Origin of the sequence: Myxococcus stipitatus DSM 14675 (genome assembly GCF_000331735.1) — a bacterium.
Taxonomy (GTDB): Bacteria; Myxococcota; Myxococcia; order Myxococcales; family Myxococcaceae; genus Myxococcus; species Myxococcus stipitatus.
The window spans coordinates 6,895,428-6,917,699 of record NC_020126.1; the positions used below are offsets into that span (position 1 = coordinate 6,895,428).

17 protein-coding genes are annotated in these 22,272 nt (G+C 66.2%); 8 read left to right on the forward strand and 9 right to left on the reverse strand.

Going from position 1 to position 22,272, the window contains the following annotated elements:
* Nucleotides 1-35 precede the first annotated feature (35 nt).
* The 3 genes from MYSTI_RS26420 to MYSTI_RS26430 form a co-directional block, all read right to left on the reverse strand.
* Nucleotides 36-344: a DUF6312 domain-containing protein gene (locus MYSTI_RS26420; RefSeq protein WP_015350864.1), complete on the reverse strand. Its 309-nt coding sequence runs from the start codon at nt 342-344 to the stop codon at nt 36-38.
* 28 nt (nt 345-372) lie between these two features.
* Nucleotides 373-642 (reverse strand): DUF6200 domain-containing protein, encoded by a 270-nt coding sequence (locus tag MYSTI_RS26425; protein ID WP_015350865.1) that lies wholly within the window; start codon nt 640-642, stop codon nt 373-375.
* 79 nt (nt 643-721) lie between these two features.
* Nucleotides 722-1,357: an MptD family putative ECF transporter S component gene (locus tag MYSTI_RS26430; RefSeq protein ID WP_044281410.1), complete on the reverse strand. Its 636-nt coding sequence runs from the start codon at nt 1,355-1,357 to the stop codon at nt 722-724.
* Nucleotides 1,358-1,686: 329 nt separating this feature from the next.
* Here MYSTI_RS26430 and MYSTI_RS40990 point away from each other — a divergent pair, with 329 nt between their 5' ends.
* A complete protein-coding gene (locus MYSTI_RS40990) occupies nt 1,687-4,287 on the forward strand; it encodes an OmpA family protein (RefSeq protein WP_015350867.1) in 2,601 nt (866 codons plus the stop codon).
* Between the two features lie 9 nt (nt 4,288-4,296).
* On the opposite strand, the gene MYSTI_RS26445 is transcribed toward MYSTI_RS40990, so the two are convergent.
* A complete protein-coding gene (locus tag MYSTI_RS26445) occupies nt 4,297-5,022 on the reverse strand; it encodes an energy-coupling factor transporter transmembrane component T (protein WP_015350868.1) in 726 nt (241 codons plus the stop codon).
* Nucleotides 5,019-6,524, reverse strand: a complete 1,506-nt coding sequence (locus tag MYSTI_RS26450; RefSeq protein WP_015350869.1) for an ABC transporter ATP-binding protein — start codon at nt 6,522-6,524, stop codon at nt 5,019-5,021. The genes MYSTI_RS26445 and MYSTI_RS26450 overlap by 4 nt, the downstream gene beginning before the upstream one ends.
* A 352-nt stretch (nt 6,525-6,876) precedes the next feature.
* Here MYSTI_RS26450 and MYSTI_RS26455 point away from each other — a divergent pair, with 352 nt between their 5' ends.
* The 7 genes from MYSTI_RS26455 to MYSTI_RS42260 all read left to right on the forward strand — a co-directional run bounded on the left by MYSTI_RS26455 (nt 6,877) and on the right by MYSTI_RS42260 (nt 16,978).
* On the forward strand, nt 6,877-8,022 hold the full coding sequence (locus tag MYSTI_RS26455; protein WP_015350870.1) for an acyl-CoA dehydrogenase family protein: 1,146 nt from the start codon (nt 6,877-6,879) through the stop codon (nt 8,020-8,022).
* Nucleotides 8,023-8,037: 15 nt separating this feature from the next.
* Nucleotides 8,038-9,612: an amino acid adenylation domain-containing protein gene (locus MYSTI_RS26460; protein ID WP_015350871.1), complete on the forward strand. Its 1,575-nt coding sequence runs from the start codon at nt 8,038-8,040 to the stop codon at nt 9,610-9,612.
* A gap of 40 nt (nt 9,613-9,652) precedes the next feature.
* Entirely contained in the window at nt 9,653-9,952 is a 300-nt protein-coding gene (locus MYSTI_RS26465) for an acyl carrier protein (protein ID WP_015350872.1), read from the forward strand.
* Nucleotides 9,952-11,778: a condensation domain-containing protein gene (locus tag MYSTI_RS26470; RefSeq protein ID WP_015350873.1), complete on the forward strand. Its 1,827-nt coding sequence runs from the start codon at nt 9,952-9,954 to the stop codon at nt 11,776-11,778. Before MYSTI_RS26465 ends, MYSTI_RS26470 begins: the two co-directional genes overlap by 1 nt.
* A gap of 29 nt (nt 11,779-11,807) precedes the next feature.
* Nucleotides 11,808-12,986, forward strand: coding sequence for an MDR/zinc-dependent alcohol dehydrogenase-like family protein (locus MYSTI_RS26475; protein WP_015350874.1), 1,179 nt, complete (start codon nt 11,808-11,810; stop codon nt 12,984-12,986).
* 214 nt (nt 12,987-13,200) lie between these two features.
* Nucleotides 13,201-14,850 (forward strand): signal recognition particle protein, encoded by a 1,650-nt coding sequence (ffh, locus tag MYSTI_RS26480; RefSeq protein ID WP_015350875.1) that lies wholly within the window; start codon nt 13,201-13,203, stop codon nt 14,848-14,850.
* Between the two features lie 223 nt (nt 14,851-15,073).
* Nucleotides 15,074-16,978 carry an Ig-like domain-containing protein gene (locus tag MYSTI_RS42260; RefSeq protein ID WP_084668198.1) on the forward strand — a complete coding sequence of 635 codons (1,905 nt, stop codon included), beginning with the start codon at nt 15,074-15,076 and terminating at the stop codon, nt 16,976-16,978.
* Nucleotides 16,979-17,014: 36 nt separating this feature from the next.
* Here the strand turns inward: MYSTI_RS42260 and MYSTI_RS26485 are convergent, their stop codons facing one another.
* The 4 genes from MYSTI_RS26485 to gltJ form a co-directional block, all read right to left on the reverse strand.
* Complete coding sequence (locus tag MYSTI_RS26485) at nt 17,015-18,115, reverse strand: TIGR04552 family protein (RefSeq protein WP_015350877.1); 1,101 nt, start codon at nt 18,113-18,115, stop codon at nt 17,015-17,017.
* 114 nt (nt 18,116-18,229) lie between these two features.
* Nucleotides 18,230-18,718: a toxin-antitoxin system YwqK family antitoxin gene (locus MYSTI_RS43315; protein ID WP_015350878.1), complete on the reverse strand. Its 489-nt coding sequence runs from the start codon at nt 18,716-18,718 to the stop codon at nt 18,230-18,232.
* A 212-nt stretch (nt 18,719-18,930) separates the two neighbouring features.
* A complete protein-coding gene (locus MYSTI_RS26490) occupies nt 18,931-19,836 on the reverse strand; it encodes a hypothetical protein (RefSeq protein WP_015350879.1) in 906 nt (301 codons plus the stop codon).
* A 246-nt stretch (nt 19,837-20,082) separates the two neighbouring features.
* Nucleotides 20,083-22,164, reverse strand: coding sequence for an adventurous gliding motility protein GltJ (gene gltJ, locus MYSTI_RS26495; RefSeq protein WP_015350880.1), 2,082 nt, complete (start codon nt 22,162-22,164; stop codon nt 20,083-20,085).
* Nucleotides 22,165-22,272: the final 108 nt, after the last annotated feature.

The window sequence follows — 22,272 nt, forward strand, 5'->3', positions numbered from 1 at the left end:
GAGCGCGGACGGCGCTCCTCAGGGAGGTACGGAGTTCACTCGAACTTGCTGCGGAAGACCTTGGCTGCCTTCTCCATGGCGCGCTGGCTGTTGGAGGCGAGGTTCCGGATGGCGCCGTCCTTCTCGTCCTTGTCCGCCTTCGCGCTGCGGTCCGCCATCGCCTCCGCGCCCGCGAGCTGCGCGGCGCTCATCGCGCGCATCATCTTGGAGGCCCCCGCCAGCTGCTTGGAGCCCTTCTTCCGCTTCTTCTTGCGCTTGTTCTTCGCGATGGTGATCATCCCGTCTTCGGGATGCAGATAGCTGATGGTGTCCACCGACTTCGCGAGCTTCAATTTCTTGACCACGGAGTCCTCCCCACTCGAAGACGTTCAGCTAGAAGAACCCACCCAAGGACCGCTTCTTCTTCTTGGGCTTCGCCCGGACAATCACAATCACCGGCTGGGCGTTCGCCGCGACGCGCCCGCTCGCCTGGAGGTCCTGGAGCGTCTCGCGGACATCGTCCAGGAGCCGCCCCTTTCCCTTGCGCAGCTTCTTGACGGCCTTGGCGCTCTTCTTGCCAAGGTCGAGGAACACCGGGTGCGCCTCACCCGCCAACCGCGCGGTGGAGGCATCAACGGCCGTGGCCAGCGTCTTTGTCGACATCCCATCTCCTTCAACAGACATCGTGGCACTCAGCGCAGCCCATCCCCAGGAACTTCGCTCAGGACCTGTTCATCAGGCATCAGACCGGAGGCACGGCCAATTCCACCTTCTCCTCCGGCGCGGCGGAGACCAGCCCCGCCTTGATGAAGTGTTTGCGCAGGATGCGGCTGGCGAGCACGCCCCCCGCGAGTGCGCCCGTCACGGTGAAGACCAACACGAAGGCGCCCATCCAGGCATTGAACATCGCCGCGCCCTCCAGCCACCGGGCGCGCATGCTGGGCTCCATGGTCGCCGCGAAGCGCTCCGGGTTGATGACGACGACGGAGTAGTTGCCCACCGCCTCCAGCGTCTTGAAGACGATGTAGCCCGTGATGACCGCCGACAGGTTCCGGAATGACTGCACCCCGGCGATGAGGTCCGCCAGCACGCCCGCGAGCAGCACGGGCGGCACGGCCGAGTACATGCCCACCGACATCACCAGCAGGGAGTAGAGCGCCGCGGTGATGAAGAAGACCCCGCGCTTCTGCACGCGCGACACGAGGATGAGGTAGAGCGGCGCCATGATGAAGGCGCTCACCCCGCCATTGAACAGCCCCATCCCAGGCATCGGCTGAAGGATGGTCTGCATGACGATGTAGACCACGATGATGAGCGCGTTGAAGACGCCGATCGTAATGAGATCGCGGGCTTTCAGGTGCTGCAGACCATAGGCCATGCCGGTACCCCCCCACGTGCGAGGCTTTGAGAAAGACCACAGATGGGGGGTCCTTTCCTCTGGCTTTCGCGCCAAGCGTTGCCCCGCGAACATCGCCTGACGCACTCCGAGCAAAATCCAACATTTCCAGAAAGTCGCGACATCCATGTTGCACTGCCAGGTCGCGCTCCGGCACCGTGGAGCCCCACGTGACGGGGTGTCTCCTGTCGCCCGTCATGCCCAGACACCCGCAATGTTCAGGTCCGTTCGCTGCGCGGATGCACGCTTGCATCCCAAGGTCCGCTGCGAGCAATTGACCTCCCCGTCCGTTGAAATCGCAGAGGGAAACCATGTCCACGTCCGAGGCCACCAGTTACACGTTCCGGGTCGTCAACGCGGATGGGTCCGTGTTCGGCAAGGGCTGCTTCACCCACGAGGGTCCGCCCGCCCGAGGCGCCGTCACGATTCCCGCGGCCAGCGGCCCGAAGCTGACGGAGCTCTGGTACAGCGACCCGCTCGTGGGCACCCTGCGGCTCGCGGACGTGCGGGCTTTCGCCTTCGGCCCGGAGCAGTTCGCCCTCCAGCTCGCCAGCGGGGATCAGTCCGTGGAGCTCAAGGGCGGCAGCGCCACCACCGCGAAGCCCGGCCCCATCGCCAGTCACCGCCATGGCGGCAATGACTTCACCAGCCAGGGACGAAGCCTGGAGTTCCCCCAGCCCTCGGAGGCCCTCCCCGAGGCGACGCAGGGCGCCGCCACCGTGTCGGCGGTGGACCTGGTCGTGGTCATCGACGCCAGCAAGTCCATGCGCCCGGAGGCCGTCGGCCTGAGCGAGACGCTCAACGCCGCCATCGAGGTCGCCCGCACGCGCTGCCCCTGTGACTTGCGCGTCACCTACCTGGGCATCGAAGGCCTCTTCCAGGGCACGCGCTTCGACACCACCGTGCGCGACTACCTGCGGGAGACCGCGGGCGCCAACGAGGCGGAGCTCAAGAGCCGCGCCTACACCTGGGTCGCCGGAGGCAAGGTCCGCGAGGACGGAGGGCGGGCCATCGAGGACCTCTCCAACCACTTCGACTGGCGCCCCGAGGCCCAGCGCGCCGTCTTCTTCCTGGGCGACGAGGGCCTGGACGGAGGTGGCGACGTCAACGCGAGGGATGTCGTCGGCGCCAACAAGGCCATCCAGACCGCGCAGAAGGCCCGGGTGCGCGTCCACACCTACCTGGGGGTGACCGATGCCTCCCCCTGGGAGCTGGAGGCGCTGAAGCACGAATACGCCCGCGTCGCGGAGGAGACGGGCGGACAGTCCTTCCTGGTGCAGCAGACGCTGGAAGGCTTCCAGGACATGCTCACGAGCGTCATCTGCGGCAGCAAGTCCGCGCCCCAGGCCGGTGCGCCCGTGAGGAGCTGCTGCCAGGCCGCCGTGGAGAGCCCGACCGCGGCGGTGGCCGCGACCACCAGCTACACGTTCCGGGTGCTCGGCGCGGACGGTGCCTTGTTCGGCAAGGGCTGCTTCACCCACGAGGGCCCGCCGACCCCGAGCGCCGTCACCATCCCCCCCGCCACCGGCCCCAAGCTGACGGCGTTCTGGTACCACGACGCCATCGTCGGCAGCCTGCGGCTCGAGGACGTCCGCGCGCTCTCGTTCGCTCCGGAGCAGTTCTCCCTGGCGCTCGCCAACCCGGACAGCACGCTGGACCTGAAGGCGGCGGGCGCCTCACCCGCGAAGCCGGGCACCGTCACCCAGCACCGCGGCAAGGAGGGCGACTTCGCCAGCCAGAGCCGGGTGGTGGAGTTCCCGCGCTGGGCCGAGCCCACCGTCACCGTCACCGAAGGCCAGATGACGGTGCCCGCGGTGGACCTGGTCGTGGCCATCGACGCGAGCAAGTCCATGCGCGAGGAGGCCGTGGGGCTCAGTGAGATGGTGGGCTCCGCCATCAAGGCCGCCCAGACGCGCTGCCCGTCGAACCTGCGCGTCACCTACCTGGGCATCGAGGGCACCTTCGGAGGCACGCGCTTCGACACCACCGTGCGCGACTACCTGCTGAAGTCCGTCGGCGCGGACGAGGCGGAGCTGAAGAGCCGCCGCTTCACCTGGATTGCCGGAGGCAAGGTCCGCGAGGACGGAGCGCGGACCATCCAGGACCTCAGCGCCCACTTCGATTGGCGCACGGGCGCGCAGCGCGCCATCTTCTTCCTGGGCGACGAGGGGCTCAACGGCGGAGGGGAGCTTGCCGCCAAGGACATCGCCGCCGCCAACCACGCCATCGAGGCCGCCGTCTCCGCCGAGGTCCGCGTCCACACCTACCTGGGCGCGAGCAAGGTCAAGGGCCTGGAGGCGCTCGAGTCCGAGTACGCCCGCGTGGCGAGGGAGACAGGGGGCCAGGCCTACACGGTGCAGCGCTCGCTGAGCGGCCTCCAGAGCATGCTCGAGAGCGTCATCTGCGGCAGCAAGCCGCCCCCTGTCACCACCACCACGGAGTTCCGCTGCTGCCAGGCCTGCGTGGAGGACTTCGTCGCGCCCAAGCCCGCGCCGCCTCCCGCGCCGGAGCCCGCCAAGGTGGTGGTGGAGGACGGCAAGCTGCGCACGCTCGAGAAGGTCTACTTCGCCTCCGACAAGGACAACGCCATCCCGGAGTCCCTGCCGATTCTCGACCACGTCTTCGAACTGCTCCGCACGCACACCGACATCAAGAAGCTGCGCATCGAGGCCCACACCGACAACGCGGGCACCAAGACGTACAACCAGGACCTGTCCGCGCGGCGGGCCAAGTGGGTGCGCCAGTATCTCATCCAGAAGGGCATCGCCGAGGAGCGGCTGGACTCCGCGGGCTTCGGGTTGACCAAGCCCATCGACAGCAACGCCACGCCGCAGGGCCGGGCCAACAACCGGCGCGTGGAGTTCGTCATCGTCGAGGAGCAGCCCCCACCGCCCGTCGCCCGGCCGATGTGATGGACGGGCTCACATCGCGACGAGGTCGACGGCGAAGAGCAGCACGCCCACGAGCGCCGTCGCGATGAAGCCCACGGTGTCCGTCCGCGTCCAGACGAGCGGCTGGTACCAGCTCTTGTCGCCCTCGCGCTCCATGCCGCGCGTGAGGGCGGAGATGGAGAGCTCCTCGGAGATGCGCACCGCGCGCATCAACAGCGGGATGACGGTGAGCTCCAGCGTCTGCGCGGGGTACGCGTAGAAGCGCCGCAGCGTGGGCGCCACGCCGCGCAGCCGCATCGCATCCCGGATGCTGGCGTACTCGTATTGCAGCGAGGGGACGAAGCGGATCGCCACCGCGAGCGGCAAGGTGACCTGCCGGGGGAACCGCAGCCGCTCCAGGGCCTGGATGACCGCGGACAGGTCCTCCAGGCGCACCAGGTACAGCACCAGCAGCGCCGGGGACGAGAACTTCAGCACGGCGAACGCCAGGAACCGGAGGAAGAAGACCCACATCGACGTGCCCGTGCCCCCGCCCCCGAAGACGACGTAGAGCACCAGCGGGACGGCCATCCACAGGAAGCGCGCCACCGTCTGCCGCTGTCCCGCGACCAGGCCCAGCACGAGGACGACCTCCAGGAGGAGGATTTGGGCGGTGAGTGTCTTCGTGACGAAGGCACACAGGCTCACCAGGAAGAGCTGGAAGAGCTTCAGCCGCGCGTCCAGGCCCGCGTAGACGTTGGCCTCGCCCGCGCTCATGCCCAGACCCAGGAAGGAGAGCGCGCCGAGGGGAGGTCCAGGTCCATGCGCAGGCGCCGCGCGGAGCCGACGTCCAGCAGGTAGTCGGCCGCGGTGCGTCCGCCCTCGAGCCGCAGGATGCGTGGACAGCACTGCGCGAGCAGCTCGTAGTCGTGCGAGATGACGAACACCACCTGCCCCTGGTCCGCCAGCAGGCGAACCTCCTCGCCCACGCGCTGGAGGTTCGTCGCGTCGAGGCCACTGGTGGGCTCATCCAGGAAGAGGACATCCGCGCGGCGCATCGCGGCCACGGCGATCGTCAGGCGCTGCTTCTGCCCTCCGGAGAGGGACTGCGGGTGCCGCGCCGCCAGCCGCTCGATGTCGAAGCGCGCCAGGGTCTCCATGGCCCGCCGCCGCGTCGAGGCCGTGTCCGGCAACCCGAGCATCAGCTCGTCGAGGACAGACTCCGTGTAGAGCTGGTAGTCCGCGTCCTGGAGGACGAAGAACGAGCCGGCGCGCCGCTGCTTCGCGGAGACGACCTTGTAGGCATGGCGGATGCGGCCCGTGCGCTGCTCCAGGAGCCCCGTGGCCACGCGCGCGAAGGTCGTCTTGCCCGAGCCGTTCCGGCCGATGAGCCCCACCACCTCGCCGCGCGAGGCCTGAGCGGTGACGCCGCCCAGCACCACCCGCTCGCCGAAGGCCAATGAGACGTCATGGCTCTGGAAGTAGATGTCGTCCCGCCGCACCGGGGGCAGCGCGCCCAGCTTCGCGTGGCTGAGGTCCACCTGACGCAGCCCGCGAGCCTCCAGCGCCGACGGTGGCAGCGCGTGCAAGGCCTTGCGCTCGAAGACCTCCACGATTCGCCCCTGCCGCATGTGGATGAGCTTATCGAGGATGCCGGCCAGGTAATACAGGCGGTGCTCCGCGACGAGGACCACCGCCCCGTCCTTTCGCAGCATGTCGATGATGAGCCCCAGGTGGCGCGTCGCCTGCGGGTCCAGGTTCGCCGAGGGCTCGTCGAGCACATAGACGCTGGGGCGCATCGCATACGCCGACGCGAGCGCCACCTTCTGCCGCTCTCCCGTCGACAGCTCGAACACGCTCCGGCCTCGCAGGTTGTGGATTCCCAGCCGCTCGAAGGCCTCGTCCACCCGCTCCTTCATCACGTCGGTGGGGACACCGAAGTGCTCCGAGGCGAAGGCCACTTCCGACGTCGCGGACGTGGTGAAGAACTGCGAGCGAGGGTCCTGGAAGACGCTCCCCACCTGCTGGCCAATCTGCCCGATGGACCACCCGCCCACGTCCTGCCCATTGATGCGGACCGTGCCCTGGAGCTTCCCCTCGAAGAACCGGGGCACCAGGCCATTGACGACCCGCGTGAGGGTCGTCTTCCCACAACCACTCGCTCCCACCACCACCGCCAGCTCACCCGGCTCCAGGGTCAGCGAAACGTCATCCAGGCCATCGCCGTCGCCATGCTGGTAGCGGAACGAGACTCCCTCTATCTGGACGACGGGCGCCATGCGTTGTGTAGCTGAACGTACCCACACGCGGAGCGAACATCAAGGAAGCCACACTTACATGGACGGACGCGGTCTCCGTGCCCATGAACTCGGCGCGGGTGTCATGTCGGCTGCGAATTCCTGTGCACCCTCATCGAATTCTCAGACTCGGAATGAATCGCAGTTTTCATTGTCCTGAAAGAGCCGCACGCCCGGGACCGAGGGACGAACGACATTCCCTGTCCATGGGTTCATCCTCGCCTTCAAGTCAACAACAAGCATCTTCACGGCGCCACGAAATGTATTCCATTGGTTCCTTCCCATTCGACAGTGATGGTGAAGGCCGTCACGGGAAGCGGAGGCTGAACCCAGCATGGATTTCGCGTGGACCCCCGACGAGCGTCGGATGAGGACGGCGGCGGTCGCTTTCGCACGGGAGCGGCTCGCCTTCGACCTGGTCTCCCTGGATGCGCGGGGCGACTTCAATCAAGAAGGCTGGCAGCGGCTCGCGAGCTTCGGCGCCGCGGGCTTCCCCATTCCCCGCCGGTACGGAGGCAGCGAGCTGTCGCTCTCCGTCACCGCGCACGCGCTGGAGGGCCTGGGCTACGCCTGCGCCGACAACGGGCTGCTCTTCGCCCTGGGCGCGCACCTGTGGGCCTGCACCCTGCCCATCCTGCTGTTCGGCAACGAGGCGCAGCGGGAGCGGTACCTGCCAGCGCTCGCGCGCGGAAAGCGCCTGGGCGGCCATGCGATGACGGAGCCCGAGGCGGGCTCGGATGTCGCCGCGCTCCAGACGACCGCCACGCGCAAGGGCGACACCTACGTCCTCCAGGGGCGCAAGGCCTTCGTCACCAACGGCCCCGTGGCGGACGTGCTGATTGTCTTCGCCACGGTGGACCCCTCACGAGGCCGCGAAGGGCTCACCGCCTTCATCGTCGAGAAGGGGCTGCCAGGGCTGCACATCGAGCCCACCGGCCCCCGGATGGGGATGCGGACGGCGAGCCTGGGCGAGCTGCGGTTCGAGTCGTGCGAGCTGCCCGTCTCGAGCCGCCTGGGCGAGGAAGGCGCCGGCCTGACGCTGTTCTCGCAGATGATGGAGTACGAGCGTGGCCTCGTCCTCGCGCCCGCGCTGGGGGCGATGGAGCGGACCATGGAGCGCTGCATCCGGCGCGCCCGGGAGCGCCAGCAGTTCGGCAAGTCGATTGGCGGCTTCCAGGCCATCTCCACCAAGCTCGTGGAGATGAAGCTGCGCCTCGAGACGGCGCGCGGGCTCGTGTACCGCTTCGCCTGGCTCAAGCAGCAGGGACGCTCGGCGATGTTCGAGGCCTCGCTCGTCAAGCTCCACGTCAGCGAGTCCTGGGTGCAGACGAGCATGGACGCGGTGCAGCTCCACGGCGGGCTCGGCTACCTCACCGAGACGGAGCTGGAGCGTGAGGTGCGTGACGCATTGGGAAGCCGGATCTTCTCCGGAACCTCGGAGCTCCAACGCGAGCTCGTGGCCCGCTCCATGGGCCTGTGATGGAGAAACACATCCATGCTGTTTCAGTATCTCTCTGAAAGCGCCCGGTCCACCCCTCGCCAGACGGCCGTCATCGACGGGACGCGGCTGTGCTCCTACGAGGAGCTGGACCGAGCCTCCAACCAGGTCGCGCGGACGCTGCGGGAGCTGGGGATTGGCCATGGCTCGCGCGTCGGGCTGCACCTGGACAAGTCGCTCGAGGCGGTGGTGGGCCTGTTCGGCATCCTCAAGGCCGGCGCGGCCTACGTCCCCATCGACCCGTCCTCGCCCGAGTGGCGGGTGAAGTTCATCGTCCGGGACTGCCGGCTCGCGGGGGTCCTCACCACGCGCGCCTGGTTCGACTCGCTCCGGGAAGTGGAGACGTTGGGGTGTCTGCTCCTGGTGGACGGGAGCGCGACGAACCTGCCGCTCCCGGCCGCCTCGCGCCCCGTCGTCCCCGTCACGCTGACGTGGGAGGACGTGCGCGCGAAGTCCACCGAGCCCGTGCCCCCCGCGCCCGAGGCCACGCCCGAGGACCTGGCCTACGTCCTCTACACGTCCGGCTCCACGGGCCAGCCCAAGGGCGTCATGCACAGCCACCGCGCGGCGCACGCCTTCGTCGAGTGGGCCTTCAACCTGGCCGAGGTCCAGCCCGGGGACCACGTCAGCAGTCACGCCCCGTTCCACTTCGACCTGTCTGTCTTCGACGTGTTCGCGGCCGCGAAGGGCGCCGCGGCGCTGGTGCTGGTCCCCACGTCGCTGTCTGTCTTTCCCCGGGAGCTGGCGGACTTCATCGCGACGCGAGAGATTGCCATCTGGTATTCGGTGCCGTCGGTCCTGACGCAGCTGGTGACGCGGGGCGAGCTGTCGCGGCACCGGTTCCCCCGGCTGCGCACCGTGCTCTTCGCCGGAGAGGTCTTCCCCATCAAGTACCTGCGCGAGTTCGCCGCCACCATCCCCGGGCCCCGCTACTTCAACCTCTACGGCCCCACCGAGACGAACGTCTGCACGTTCCATCGCGTCACCCTCGCGGACCTGTCCCGCTCCGCGCCGCTGCCCATCGGACAGGTGTGCTGCGGCGACCAGGCCTTCATCGTCCGCGACGACGGCGTGCTGGCGGCGGACGGAGAGGAGGGGGAGCTGTGCGTCGCGGGCCCCACTCTGATGAGCGGGTACTGGGGACAGGCGGCGCTCACGTGTCAGGGACTGGGTCCCATCCCAGGACATCCCCTGGCCTATCGCACCGGAGACCGCGTCGTGCGCGAGCGGGGGGTGATGCGCTTCCTGGGCCGCGGGGACGAGCAGGTCAAGGTGCGGGGACACCGCGTCGAGCTGAGCGCCATCGAAGAGGTGCTCCTGCGCCACCCCGATGTCGAGGAGAGCGCCGCGCTGACGCTGCCGGACGAGCTCGCCGGCAACGAGCTGCGCGCCTTCGTGGTGCTGCGAGACAACGCGAGCGTGAGCCCTCAGGACCTGCGGCGGCACTGCGGGGAGTACCTGCCTCGCTTCATGATTCCAGCGCGCATCGACACCTGCGAATCCCTGCCGAGGACCACCACTGGCAAGCGGGACAAGGTCCGACTCCAGGAGCAGGCGCGGCAGCTCGTGTGAGCCATTCCCCCGAGGTATCCATCCGCCGGAGTCCACGTCCGTGAAAGAACCCGTGACGAGCTACACCGAGGAGCAGGTCGGCCAAATCATCCGCGCGCACATCGAGAAGGAGTTCCTCTATCGGAGCAAGGGCCCGGAGCTGGGTGAGGACAACAGCCTCATCACCCGCGGAATCATCGACTCGATGGGCATCTTCCGGTTGGTGAACTTCCTCGAGCAGCGGTTCGAGATTTCCGTCACCCCCTCCGACATCGCGATGGAGAACTTCCGCAGCCTGCGCGCCATCCGGACCTTCACCTGCTCCCGACTGAGCTGTACCGGCCAACGGGAGTCCGCCTGATGCATCCGGACATCTGGAGAGCCTTCCAGCGCCTGCGCACGCTGCGCTCGGCGGCCCCGCCGCTGGTGACGCACCCGCGCGCCGAGACCTCCCCTGTGTCCTTCCAGCAGGAACGCCTGTGGTACCTGGACCAGGCCAACCCAGGGGGCTCGGCGTACCACCTCCCCGTGGCCTTCCGCCTGTCGGGCCCGCTGGACTGGCGCGCCCTTCGCCTGACGCTGGAGGCCCTGGAGCACCGGCACGAAGCCCTGCGCACGTCCTTCAGCTCCAGCCGGGGTGAGGTGGTCCAGTACGTCCGCGCCCCCGGGGCCTTCGTGTTCCCCACCGTCAGCCTTCGCGACGAGGTGTCCACGCTCGAGGAGCGGGAGATCGCGATGCGGGAGGCCCTCCTGCAAGAAGCCTGGCGCGCGTTCGACCTGCAGCGGGACATGCTGTTCCGCGCGGTGCTGTTCGTGCTGGACGCGCAGGAGCACGTGCTCATGCTCTGCGTCCACCGCATCATCTGCGACGACGAGTCCCTGGACGTGCTCTTCCGGGACCTCTCGGAGCTCTACGCCGCGTTCCAGCAGGGCCTCGACTCCCCTCTTCCCACGCGCGAGGTCCACTGCTCGGACCACGCACGCTGGCAGCGGGCCTGGATGCGAGGCCCTTGCCGCGAGGAGCTGCGAGCGTACTGGCGGGAGCAGCTGAAGGAGCGACTGCGGGGGCCTCGGCTCACCTCGCGTCCGAGGCGGGGGAACACCTCCTCGGCCCGGACGCGCAAGCTGGAGCGCTTATCCCTGCGCTTCCCGCCGGAGCTCTCCCGCGCGGTCCTCCAGTTCTCCCGCGAGGCAGGCGCCACGGTGCACATGGTGTTGCTCGCCGCGTTCCACCTGCTGCTCCACCGGTACTCCGGCGGACAGGAGCAGCACTTCGTGTGCAGCCCCATCGCCAACCGGCCGCAAGCGGAGACCGAGCACCTGGTGGGCTACTTCGTCAACCTGCTGGTGCTCCCCGCGGACCTGAGGAAGGACCCCAGCTTCCAGCAACTCCTCGAGCAGGTGCGCGAGGTCGTCGTCGGTGCCCTGCCCCATCAGGACCTGCCCGTTCAGCTCCTGGAGGGACTCGACCTGGGCGGAGAGCCGCTGTCCCAAGTCCTCTTCGCCTTCGAGAACACGCCTCGCCATCCGTTCCAGCTCGCGAACCTGCGCATCACGCCCCTGGAGCTCGAGGGAGGAACGTGCGACTTCGACCTCTTCCTCGCGCTGCATGAAGAAGACGGCGTCATCTCCGGGACGCTCGAGTACTCCCGCGAGGGCTTCGCGCACGAGGAGGCGTCGCGGCTGCTCGTCGACTTCGAGACGGTGCTGAGACAAGCCCTGAGGACCCCCGAGAAGGTGGCCTCGACCTTCCTCCCGGAGCAAGGCCGACGCGGCCCCTCGAGCACGACGGCCGCGGCGCAAGCGCTCTCGCGCGCCACCCGGCGGGCGCCCCTTCCGCCGCCCGTGGATGTGCTCGAGGCGCTGGGCGCGGCGACACCCGAGCAGCGCCGCTGCCTGATGACGGACTACCTGCGAGACACCATCACCCAGGTGGTGCTCCGGGGCCAGGAGCCAGACGTTCCCATCCAGTCCCTCCAGGAGCTCGCGCTCGACTCGCTCCGGCTCATCGAGCTCACCGGGCGCATCCGCACCGAGCTGTCCGTCGACATGCCCGTCTCCCGCTTCTTCGACGCGATGAATGTCGAAGTGCTGGCGGACGAATTGATTGCACGGTGGCTGCGCGCGCGGATGCCCGAGCCCCGAATCCCTCCCCTCCACCGCCGTCGAGAGCACCTCACGCCTTAGCCACACGATGTCGCAACGGGGTTGCGAACATGAGCTATCAAGCCGAGGCCTGGGTCATCCACGCGGGCAGCTCTCGTGAACCGCGCCGCGCCCAGTTGACGCGAACCCGCATCACCGTCGAAGCCATCCAGGACGGCGAGGTCCTCGCCGCACCCCTCTTCGGCTGCTGGGAGGCCAACACCGAACACGCGCTCGAGCGGCGTCCGTTGGATGTCTGCAAGGCCCGCCAGGAGCAGGAGGTGGTCCTGGGCAACGCGGGGGTCGTCCGCGTGCTGGAGACCGGCAGGAACGTCACCGAGGTCCGCTCCGGGCAGCTCGCGATGTTGTTCTCGAGCGGGGAGACGGACGGCCTCGGCTTCATGACGAAGGCCCTGGGCTACGATGCGCCCCGCCAGATGGGGTGCATGGCCACGCTGATGAAGCTCAAGGGCCGGCAGCTCATCCCCCTCCCCGAGAACTCGCGTTTCTCCCCCGCCCAGTGGGCCGCCTTCAGCGTCCGCTACGTCACCGCCTGGGCGAACTGGCGAGTGGCCCAGGGGGCCTTCCGGCTCCAGGTCTCCGAGGCCGACTGTCCGTCCCCGCATGTCTGGGGTTGGGGCGGGGGCACGACGCTCGCGGAGCTCACGCTGGCCCAGTTCCATGGCTGTCGCGCGGTGATGCTGTCGGGGACGCCCTGGCACCTGGAGGAGATTCGCTCCGCGGGGCTGGAGGCCATCGACCGGAGGGATTTCGGGGCCATGCGCTATGAGCCCGAGCGGTGGAGCAAGGACGCGGGCTATCGCGAGCGCTACCTCACCGCGGAGGCCGAGTTCGTCGCGGAGGTCTCCCGTCGGACGGGTGGAGAGATGGTGCACGTGTTTCTCGAGTACCTCGGCACCCCTGTCTATCGCGCCAGCCTCAAGGCCCTGGCCCGGCAGGGAGTGCTCGCCACCGCCGGGTGGAAGGCGGGCATGTCCGTCTCCCTCCTGCGCGCCCGGGAGTGCGTCGCCCGGCATCAGCACATCCACACCCACTTCGCGCGCTATCAGGAGGGTGTGGACGCGGTGGCCTTCGGGGAGACCCACGGCTGGATGCCCGACGTGGGGCCTCGCATCCACGCCTTCGAGGAGCTGCCCGCGCTCGCCGAGGCGTACCACACGGGGGACGCCAACTACTTCCCGTGCTTCAGCATCAACCAGGAGGCGAAGCGGCCACCGCCAGGGCGGTGAAGGGGCCCGTGGGCCGGCGGGGCCCCACCGCTGGCCAGGAGGGCGACCGGGCCATTGGGATGCCCCAACCCCTCGGGAGCGTTGGTGAAATCAGGACCTTGGCCCCCTTCCACCCCGTGCGGGAGGGGGGTGGAGGCCCGGCTCTTCAGTCTTCGACGGCCCGGATGCGCTCCACCGTCGCATCCCACCTCCCCCCTGTTATAAAGCGCCCCCCATGCTTGAGACCGTCACCAAGGGCTTCCGCGCCGCCAAGAACCGCCTCGCCGGCAAGAGCGAGCTCACTCCAGAGTTGGTGGACGAGTCGCTCCGCGACATCCGCGTCTCGCTCCTCGAGGCCGACGTGGCCTTCGACGTGGTGAAGAAGTTCGTCGCCCGCGTGCGCGAGAAGTCCGTGGGCGAGCTCGTCCAGACCACCCTCACCGATGCCTCGGGCCAGAAGCGCAAGGTCAGCCCGATGGACCACTTCATCAAGATCTGCCACGACGAGCTCGAGGCACTGATGGGGCCGGTCGACACGAGCCTGAACCTGAAGCCCAAGGGGCAGCTCAGCGGCATCATGATGGTGGGTCTGCAGGGCTCTGGTAAGACGACCACCACGGGCAAGCTCGCCAGTCGGCTGCTCCAGCAGGGGCGCAAGCCGCTGCTCGTCGCCGCGGACATCTACCGCCCGGCCGCCGTGGACCAGCTCAAGGTATTGGGCGAGCGGCTCAAGGTGCCCGTCTACCACGAGCCCGGCGTGCAGCCGCCCGAACTCGCCAAGCGGGGCTACGCCGCCGCGCGCGAGCAGAAGTGCGACGTGGTGCTCATCGACACCGCCGGCCGACTCGCCATCGACGAAGCGCTGATGTCGGAGCTGGAGTCCATCAAGTCGAACGTGCACCCGGACAACATCCTGCTGGTGTGCGACGCGATGATTGGCCAGGACGCGGTGCGCACGGCCGCGGAGTTCGACCGGCGCCTGACGCTGGACGGCTTCATCCTGACGAAGCTGGACGGTGACGCCCGTGGCGGCGCGGCGCTGTCCATCAAGGAAGTCACCGGCAAGCCCATCAAGTTCCTCGGCATGGGCGAGTCGATGGACAAGCTGGAGGAGTTCCGTCCGGAGGGCCTCGCGGGCCGGATTCTCGGGTTCGGCGACATCGTCGGCCTGATGAAGGACTTCGAGAAGGTCGTCGACGAGAAGAAGGCCGAGGAGGACGCGCGCAAGCTGTTGTCCGGCCAGTTCTCGATGAAGGACTTCGTCGAGCAGATCCGCATGGTGCGCAAGATGGGTCCGCTGAAGGACCTGCTGGAGAAGTTCCCGCTCTTCGGGGACCTCACCGAGCACCTCAACCCGGACGAGAAGGAGCTCACGAAGATTGAGTCGATGTACGACTCGATGACGCCGAAGGAGCGCCTGCGCCCGGACCTCATCAACGCCAGCCGGATTGGCCGCATCGCCAAGGGCAGTGGTCGCAAGCCGGAGGACGTGCGCGAGCTGCTCCAGAAGTTCGGGATGATGCAGCAGGTGATGGGGACCATCGGCCAGAACCCGGGCCTGCTGGGCCGCATCCCGGGCTTCAAGCAGCTGGGTCAGCTCTCGCAGATGCGGAACATGGACCTCTCCAGCATGTTCGGTGGGGACCCGAAGATGATGGAGAAGATGATGAGCGGCGGCATGCCGGGCATGGGGATGCCCATGCAGCTGCCCCAGGTGGCGCCTGGCTACACGGCCCCCATGGGCCAGGCGGCCATGGCGAAGGCTCGCCTCATGGGCTACGCGCCCCCCTCCTCCGCTGGCGGAAAGCCCGAGGACCGCGACGCCATCAAGGAGCGCCGCAAGCGGGAGAAGGACAACAAGAAGAAGAACCGGAAGAAGAAGTAGGAGCGAGACCGACAGGCTCGTGACGGTGAAGCCCGCGCTGCCCGGAGGACTCCGGGGCGCGGGCTTCTTCGTTCCCGGGTGTTGCGGTTTCCGGATGTGTGTCCAGAGGGTGGGACCGTGAGGGGTGGGTCACGGGTCTGGGCGTTGCCGTGGTAGGCAGGGGCTCCGGCTTGCCCCGAGAGTGGGGCGTGAGCTTGGAACGCTCTCTGCACAGCGGCCCTTCATGACGAACCGACTTCGCCTGTTCACTCCCCTCTTCTCGTTCTTCTTGTTGTTTGGGTGCATCAACGTCCCGGAGGTCGTGGACCCACCGGATGGAGGTGAGAATCCGGCCCAGGACTTCGAGCTTGGAGTCAGTCCCCTGGAAGAGACCGTAGTCCTGGGTGGGGTGAAGAACCTCCAGGTCACCGTGGTCCGCAAGAACGGGTTCCAGGGGAGCGTGGATGTGGCGCTGGAGAGGCCGCCCGCCGGGGTGAGCGCTCCGAGCGTGACGATTCCGGAGTCGGGGACCACGGCGACACTGCGTGTGAGTGTCGCAGCGAATCTCGCGCCGAGGAGGCTGTCGCTCACGGTTCGCGGGAGTTCAGGAACGACTCAGCAGGACAGGAGCGTGGCGCTGAATGTGGTGTCCCAGGGGAGCCTGACGGTGTCCTGGGTATCCCCCACAGAGACCCGAAGCGCGGTCAATGGGCCCGTGTCCCTGGAGGTGACCGTGGCAGGGGGGCAGGCCGAGCAGGTGGAGTTGCTGCGAGGGGAGACGGTGCTCCACACCTGGACGGCGGCTCCGTACCAGTATCAGTGGAACACGGCTGCGGAGGAGGAGAAGGAGTTTGTACTGAAGGCCCGGGTGACGCGAGGTGGTTCGACGTACTTCAGCGATGAACGTACCGTCGCGGTGGACCGAAGTGCTCCGCGGATCGAGTCACGGCAGCCCGCGTCAGGGGCGACGCAAGTCAGTGCTCGAGCCGCGATTCAGGTGGCTTTTTCCGAGCCTGTCAGGGTCTCGAGCGTGACAACCACCAATGTGGGCCTTTCGGGGAGCGGTGGCTCTGCCATTCCAGCAACGGTGGAAGTCTCGTCGGCTGGTCGGACTGTAACGATTGCCCCGATCAATGTGCTTCCCACTTCGACGACTGTGACTGTGAATCTGGGAACCAACAGTCATCCGATTGTGGATATCGCAGGGAACGCGATTGAGTTGCCTTTCAATTTCTCGTTCACCACCGAAGGCCCCACTCCAGACACGACCCCTCCAACCATTCTGTCTACAACCCCTGGAAATGCAGTCATTGGAGTTGCGCGAGACACACTGATCGAGATCGTTTTTTCTGAACCCATGAACAAAGCGTCCGTGGAAGGAGCCTTCGCGATTCTCTCGCCTGCTGGCCTCAACACGGGAACGCTCCGCTGGAATACGTCATCGACGGTCATGACTTATTCGTTCCCAACAGAACTCTCGTACGGGGCAGATCTTCGATGGCAGATCTCCACGAACGCGCGCGATGCCGAAGGGAATGCACTGGCGGCCACAGCCGCGCAAACCTTCAGGGCGATTCGGCAAGGAATCGCCACGTTCGCCTTTGACAGCGGAACCAGCGGGACGGTGGATTCGCCAGGGTTCTTTCGACAAACCAGCTTCTATAACATGGCCACGGTTGGCGACAACGCAGGCAACTTCATTGAGAGGCTTTTTCTAGGCTTCCAGATGTCAACTCTTCCCGAAGACCTTACAACCATCCGCCAAGCACGACTCAAATGGTGGACTGGTGGTCAGATTGGAGACCCCTTCGGCAAGCTTGGCCAACTCATCCTTGAGCCAGTGGACATTGGAAACGAATTGCCAATCAAATTCGACACTAATCCAGAGCTCGAAGTGGCGTATTACTCGCCCCCCCTCTCATCTGGAATCAACATTCCACCGAGCTCAATTGGGCGCCCTGGCATTACTGACATCACCCCTATGGTGATCACGGACTGGGCAAACCGGGCATCTCGAAACAAGAGAACCCAATATCGGCTCCGATTCGAAATCGGAACAGTCGGAGATGGCGAATTGCATCGCTTGCACTCTACCTACGAGTCGGATCCAAAGCTGGCTGAACTGGAAATCACCTACGAGTATCCCTGACTCCCAGTACAGCAAAGACTCAGCGCCAGGGACAGCTCATCCCTGGCGCTTTGGAACAACGAGTCCCTGACTCAGTCTCTTCAAGACCCGCTTCTTCTGACGGCGTTTGTAGGCCTCATGGGAGTTCTCCCCGAGCTCGTTCTGCTTGGCAGTCTCCTCATCGACAATCTGAAACTCCACCAGCGAGATAACTACACGCCCTTTGCGTGTCCGAGCGTCTTCTTCTGGCGGAGGCAGGTACGCATCCATCCTCACCGGAATATCCACGACAAAGTTGAGAGCCCGATAGGAACTACCAGAAAACGTATTCCCGCCTCTATCTTCTCTATCCTCATAGTTGCGGTCGAGATGGAGCTTCGGGATGAACTGTTCAAAATGGGGGTTCTCCTCAAGCACTCCCTTGAAGGGCACCAGTGTGTTCTCCGTCTGACCGGGAACCACCAAGTGAAAGGGAAACAGCCGCTGCGTGAGATAATACAGTACGGGCAGCAGATCTTCTCTTGAACGAGTCACGATTCGAAACCGTGTCCTGTCATAGACCTGAGCTGCAACAGTCTCTTTCTTCGCGAGAAGCTTCGTGACAAGCGAATCCTGCGTCTTGATGGAATGGGCGAACTCCACCACAGGAAGTCCCTTCTCCTGCATTTCTCGAGCAACCCCCAACACTTTTTCCATCACCAACTCCGCCAGCTCCGCCTCTGAAATGGCAAGCCGGAAGAGAAGGTCTCGGCCCTCGATATGCTGGATGACGTGCATCACCTTCAGCACGACGCATGCTATGCGTCGGTGCCGAGCATTCCCCTTGGCTCCTGATGCCAGAAGGAACAGGTCGTGAATTTCGCCAGGCTTCGCGACCGCATCAGCAACGCGATAGTTGAACGTTTTGCGTAGATAGGCGACCGCCTCTGCCAGTACGAGCCGGGCCCATGCCTCATCAAAGGGTCGGGAAACATCGAGCTGACAGAGCCGCAGGAATCGGTCGACTTCCTCCCTGACCTGGAAGTGCATTCGTCGCCACTCAATAACTGAGCCTCCGCGCAGAATGAGTCGAATGCGCTCAAGCTCACGAAGCCCCATTTCCGCAACCGTACGGACAGGGGTGTCGGGAAGTACTGGGGTTAGAGAGGGGGCCTTCACACCTAAGCTTCCTATCCGAGCATGGCAGTTAGGGAAAGAGCTCTATAGAAACAGAAAGAGCCCTCGCTCTAGATGGAGCAAGGGCCCTCTGACTTCAGTGCCTGCGTCGGGAAACTACTTGGCGACCATCGGCTTGTCCGCTGAGTAGCGAACCTCTGAGACCTTCTGGCCACCTTCAGAGTACGACACCTCGACGCCTTCCCGCTTCCCCTTCACCCAGGTCTGCTCCTGCTTCTTCGCACCACTGGGGTAATACTGCACCCGCCTACCATGATAGTCGTTGCTCTCGAACTCAGTCTCCCCTGTTTTCACGCCATTGGCATCGTAGAAAACCCAACGCCCCGTTCGGAAACCATCTTTGTACTGTCCCTCTGCTTGTTTCTGGCCATTCGCCCAGAAATCTACATAGGGCCCGTGGTGACGCCCCTTGTCGGCACCTGATTCCTTCACACAGAAGGCGCCAGAGTCATTGCCCATACGCCTCCCCTGCTGGATGGTTCCAGCCGGGCAGTTGAGGCGCACTTCGCCTTCAGCGGAGCTTCCCTGTGCCAGTGCATGCGAAGCAATGACTGCCAGACCAAATGCAGCAAGACGGAATGACATTTGATTTCTCCTTATTGGGAGGCGACTGGTGATGGAGCACCGCCTCCCTTTCGAACGAAAAATCCTACGATCTATTCACTCATGTCCTGTTCGAAGAGATGCATGAGCAACATTTAGCATCACAGAAACGCGCGAAGCCCCATCCCAACAAGGATGAGGCTTCACTCTCTGCGCGAAACCTCACCAAGAGAACCTGGCGAGGCTCGCCCTGACTAGTTCCGAGTCAGGCGACCACAGATCTCATTGCCGTTCGTGAAGTAGAGACCGATCGACAGCGTCGTCGAAGTCGGCGTGGTGCAGAAGTTCACCGTAAACTCGGCGTTCTTGCCACCATTCGACGTCGAGTACCCGGTGATCAATTTCACGCCACTCTCTTCCTCTCCACGGACCTTCACATAGAAGAGCCCTTGCAGGTCTCCCTTCTGGGAAGGGAACGTGAGGCTGCTGCTAGCGGGTTGATATGCACGGACGCGAGCCTTTGCAGTGCGGCCCGTGGTGCACCAGGAGTTATCAGTGTCAAAGAAGGTTGGAGTGACTTCGTAAATGATCGGCCCCGTGGACGAAACAGTCCAGATCGGCTGCTTGCCACCCTGGGCAGGGTCGAAGTTGGCGCAGGTGGGCGCCGGAACTTCCGTGCAGGCACCACTGCTGCAGAACTGGCCGTACTGGCAGGTGCTCTGGGCCGTGCCGCTGCAGGTATCGCCAGGGTTGCCGCCATCCTCTTCGCACTGACCAGACGCCGTGTCGCACTTGCGGCCAGAGCCACAGTCGGCGTTCGCGGTGCACTTCGTCACGCAAACGTTGTCCAGGTCCGAGCACACCATGTCGGCGGTCTCGGAGCCGGTGTTGCAGAGGGCGTCCGTGGAGCACTGGCAGATCTTCGTGCCGGTGGCCGAGCCGTCGATCGACGCACAGGTCTTCGCCGTGTCAGGACAGTCGGAACCCGTCGAGCACGTCGTCACACAGACGTTCGCATCCGGGTGGCAAATCTCCGTGCCAGCGCACTCGTCGTTGCTGGTGCAGCCCTTCGCGCCGCCGTCGTCGTCACCGCAACCAGCCATCAAACCGCTCATCGCGCCCAGCGCCGTGAGCATCAGCATCATCTTGCGAAGCTGCATCTTGGAAATCCCTCCGTGAGTCTGCTTGGAATCGTCTACCCGGGGCCTCCGGCCTCTGAGTTCAGGCCCCGACATCCATGCAAGCGGGTCGGCTTTAGTCCTCCCCGTCCTGATGTGTCAACGAGTGTCGACACCCTCACTGACGCCTCGCCCTCGTGGAAATTCAGCAGTCACGAAAGCGAACACTCACATCGGACCTCGGCAGGACAAACGTGTCGCGGAAGACCCAGCGACACCCTTGTCTGCTCAAAACGTGAACGGGAAGTCGATGGGCTCGCCCTGCTTCTTGTGCTTCGGGAAGGCCCACCCCTTGATGAGGCCCGAGATGCAGCTCGCCATGTACGTGCTCTTGAACTCATCCGTCTTGCACGTGACGTTCGACGTCTTGCCGCTCGTCTGGATGGACCACCGCATCACCAGCTTGCCGCTCAACATCGGGTCCTTCTTCTTCTGCTCGTTCACGCACTTCACGATGGCGGGCTTGTTGTTCAGCACCACCTCCATGATGTCCGAACGCTGAAGCGTGTCGGGAACCCCACCACCTCCAGGCTCCGGAGGAATGTAGGCCGTGGGACGAGCCTCCGAGGGCTTGGCCTCGACCTTCGGCTTCTTCGTGCCGAAGAGCTCGTCGAAGTCGTCACTGTCTCCGTCGCTCGAGGATGACTTCTCCGGCCGCGAGGGCCGCGCCTCAGGCTCCTCACGCCGCGCCGTCGACGACGAGGCCCCGGTGGTCCGCCGAGGCGTCACCGGCCGCTCCACCTTCGCCACAGCGCTATCCACGGGCTTCGCGGTCTCCGCGGGCGGCTGCGCGGCCACGGGCGGAGTCGCCACAGGGGCCGCCGCCACCGGAGGCGGCGTCGCCGCGGCCACCGGCGTCCCCGTTGCCATGGGCGGAGTCGCCGCGGGAACCGTTCCAGCCGCAGGAGGAGGCTGAGTTCCCGCAGCACCCGCCGTAGGAGGCGGCTGGGCGGCCGCCACGGGCTGAGCAGCCACCGGGGGCGGCGTGGCCACCGGCGGAGGCGCCGCGGCGGCGGGAGGCGCCACCGCGACTGGCTGCGGGGCCACCTGATTCTGGCTCGGCGTCTCCGCGCCATTCTTGCCAAGCGTCAGCGCGAAGCCTCCGGCCCCAAGCCCCAACACGCCCACGACAATCCCCACCACCAGGCCCATCCGGCCCTTGCCGCCCGCGGGCGCCGGCTGCGCATACGTGGGCGCATATCCCGGCGGGGCCGCATACGGTGCGGGCACGGGCTGAGCGTAGGGCTGCTGTCCGTACGGTGCGGGCTGTCCATACGGCGCCATGGGCTGCTGCGGAAAGGCCTGCGGGCCCTGAGGCGCCGCCATCTGCGCGGCCATCGCCGCACTCGCCCCCATCAACGCGGGCGAGGACACGGGCTCGGGAGGCGGCATCGGCACATCGAGCAGACGCGACTGCGACACCGGCTCGCGGCCCAGCGCGGGGGCAGGCGTCGGCGGAGGCTTCGCGAGCGCGTCGTTCTCCTCCTTCACCAGCGAGGCCAGCACGCTGGCGGCGGAGGGCTTCCACCCCGTGGGCGCCTCGGAGGACGCCGCGAGCACCGAGTCACCCTTCGACGACTTGCCCGCGCTGAACGCCGACTGCACGGGACCCGACTGCACCGTGGGCTGGGAGCCCGACACGGGCTCGGGCGCGACGATGGTCGGCTTCGAGGGACGCGGCGCCAACACCGACGCCAGCTCCGCGGTCTCCGACAGCGGAATCCAGTCGCTGAAGCCCGAACGCCAGCAGAGGCTGTCCGGCCCCACTTCGCCTCGGTCCCACGCGTCCTTCACCTTCTCGACGGAGAGCGGTCCCACCTGCTTCTCGTCGATGGCCACGTACCAATCGTGCGACGCGGCGGGCTTGGCATCGTCTTCCTTGTCGGGCTCGGCTTCGGCCTCGGCGAGCTTGCGGACGCTCTCCGCCGTCGCTTCCCGCGCCGCGGCCTCTCCCAGCGCCTCGCCAGACGGAATCTTGTGCGTGCCCGAGCTCAGCACCTGGTCGAAGACCGCGCCAATCTCATCCTCTTCCACGTCCGTGAAGAGGCCGCCCTCGGGCGGAGTCCCCAACGTCGCGGGCACCGCGGAGGATGCCGACGCGTCGGACTCCTTCTTCGGCGTGCTGGCGTCGATGGACGCGGGTGAAGAAGTCGCGGGCTCCGACGAGGAATCCTTCCCCGTCCCGGCGCCCGCCGGGCGCACGGTGATGGTATGGCCGCACTTCTTGCAACGAACCTTGACCCCCTTCGGGCCAACTTTGTCGTCGCTGATCATGTACTGCGCGCGGCAGCTGTCACAGACGAAACGCATCTTTTCCGCAAGCCTCGGAAATGACGGGAGAAATCCCGTCAGAATCGTAGAAGTGGCCACCCGAGGCGGTCAAGGATCAGTCCCCTGACCGCCCGAATGCTCATCAAC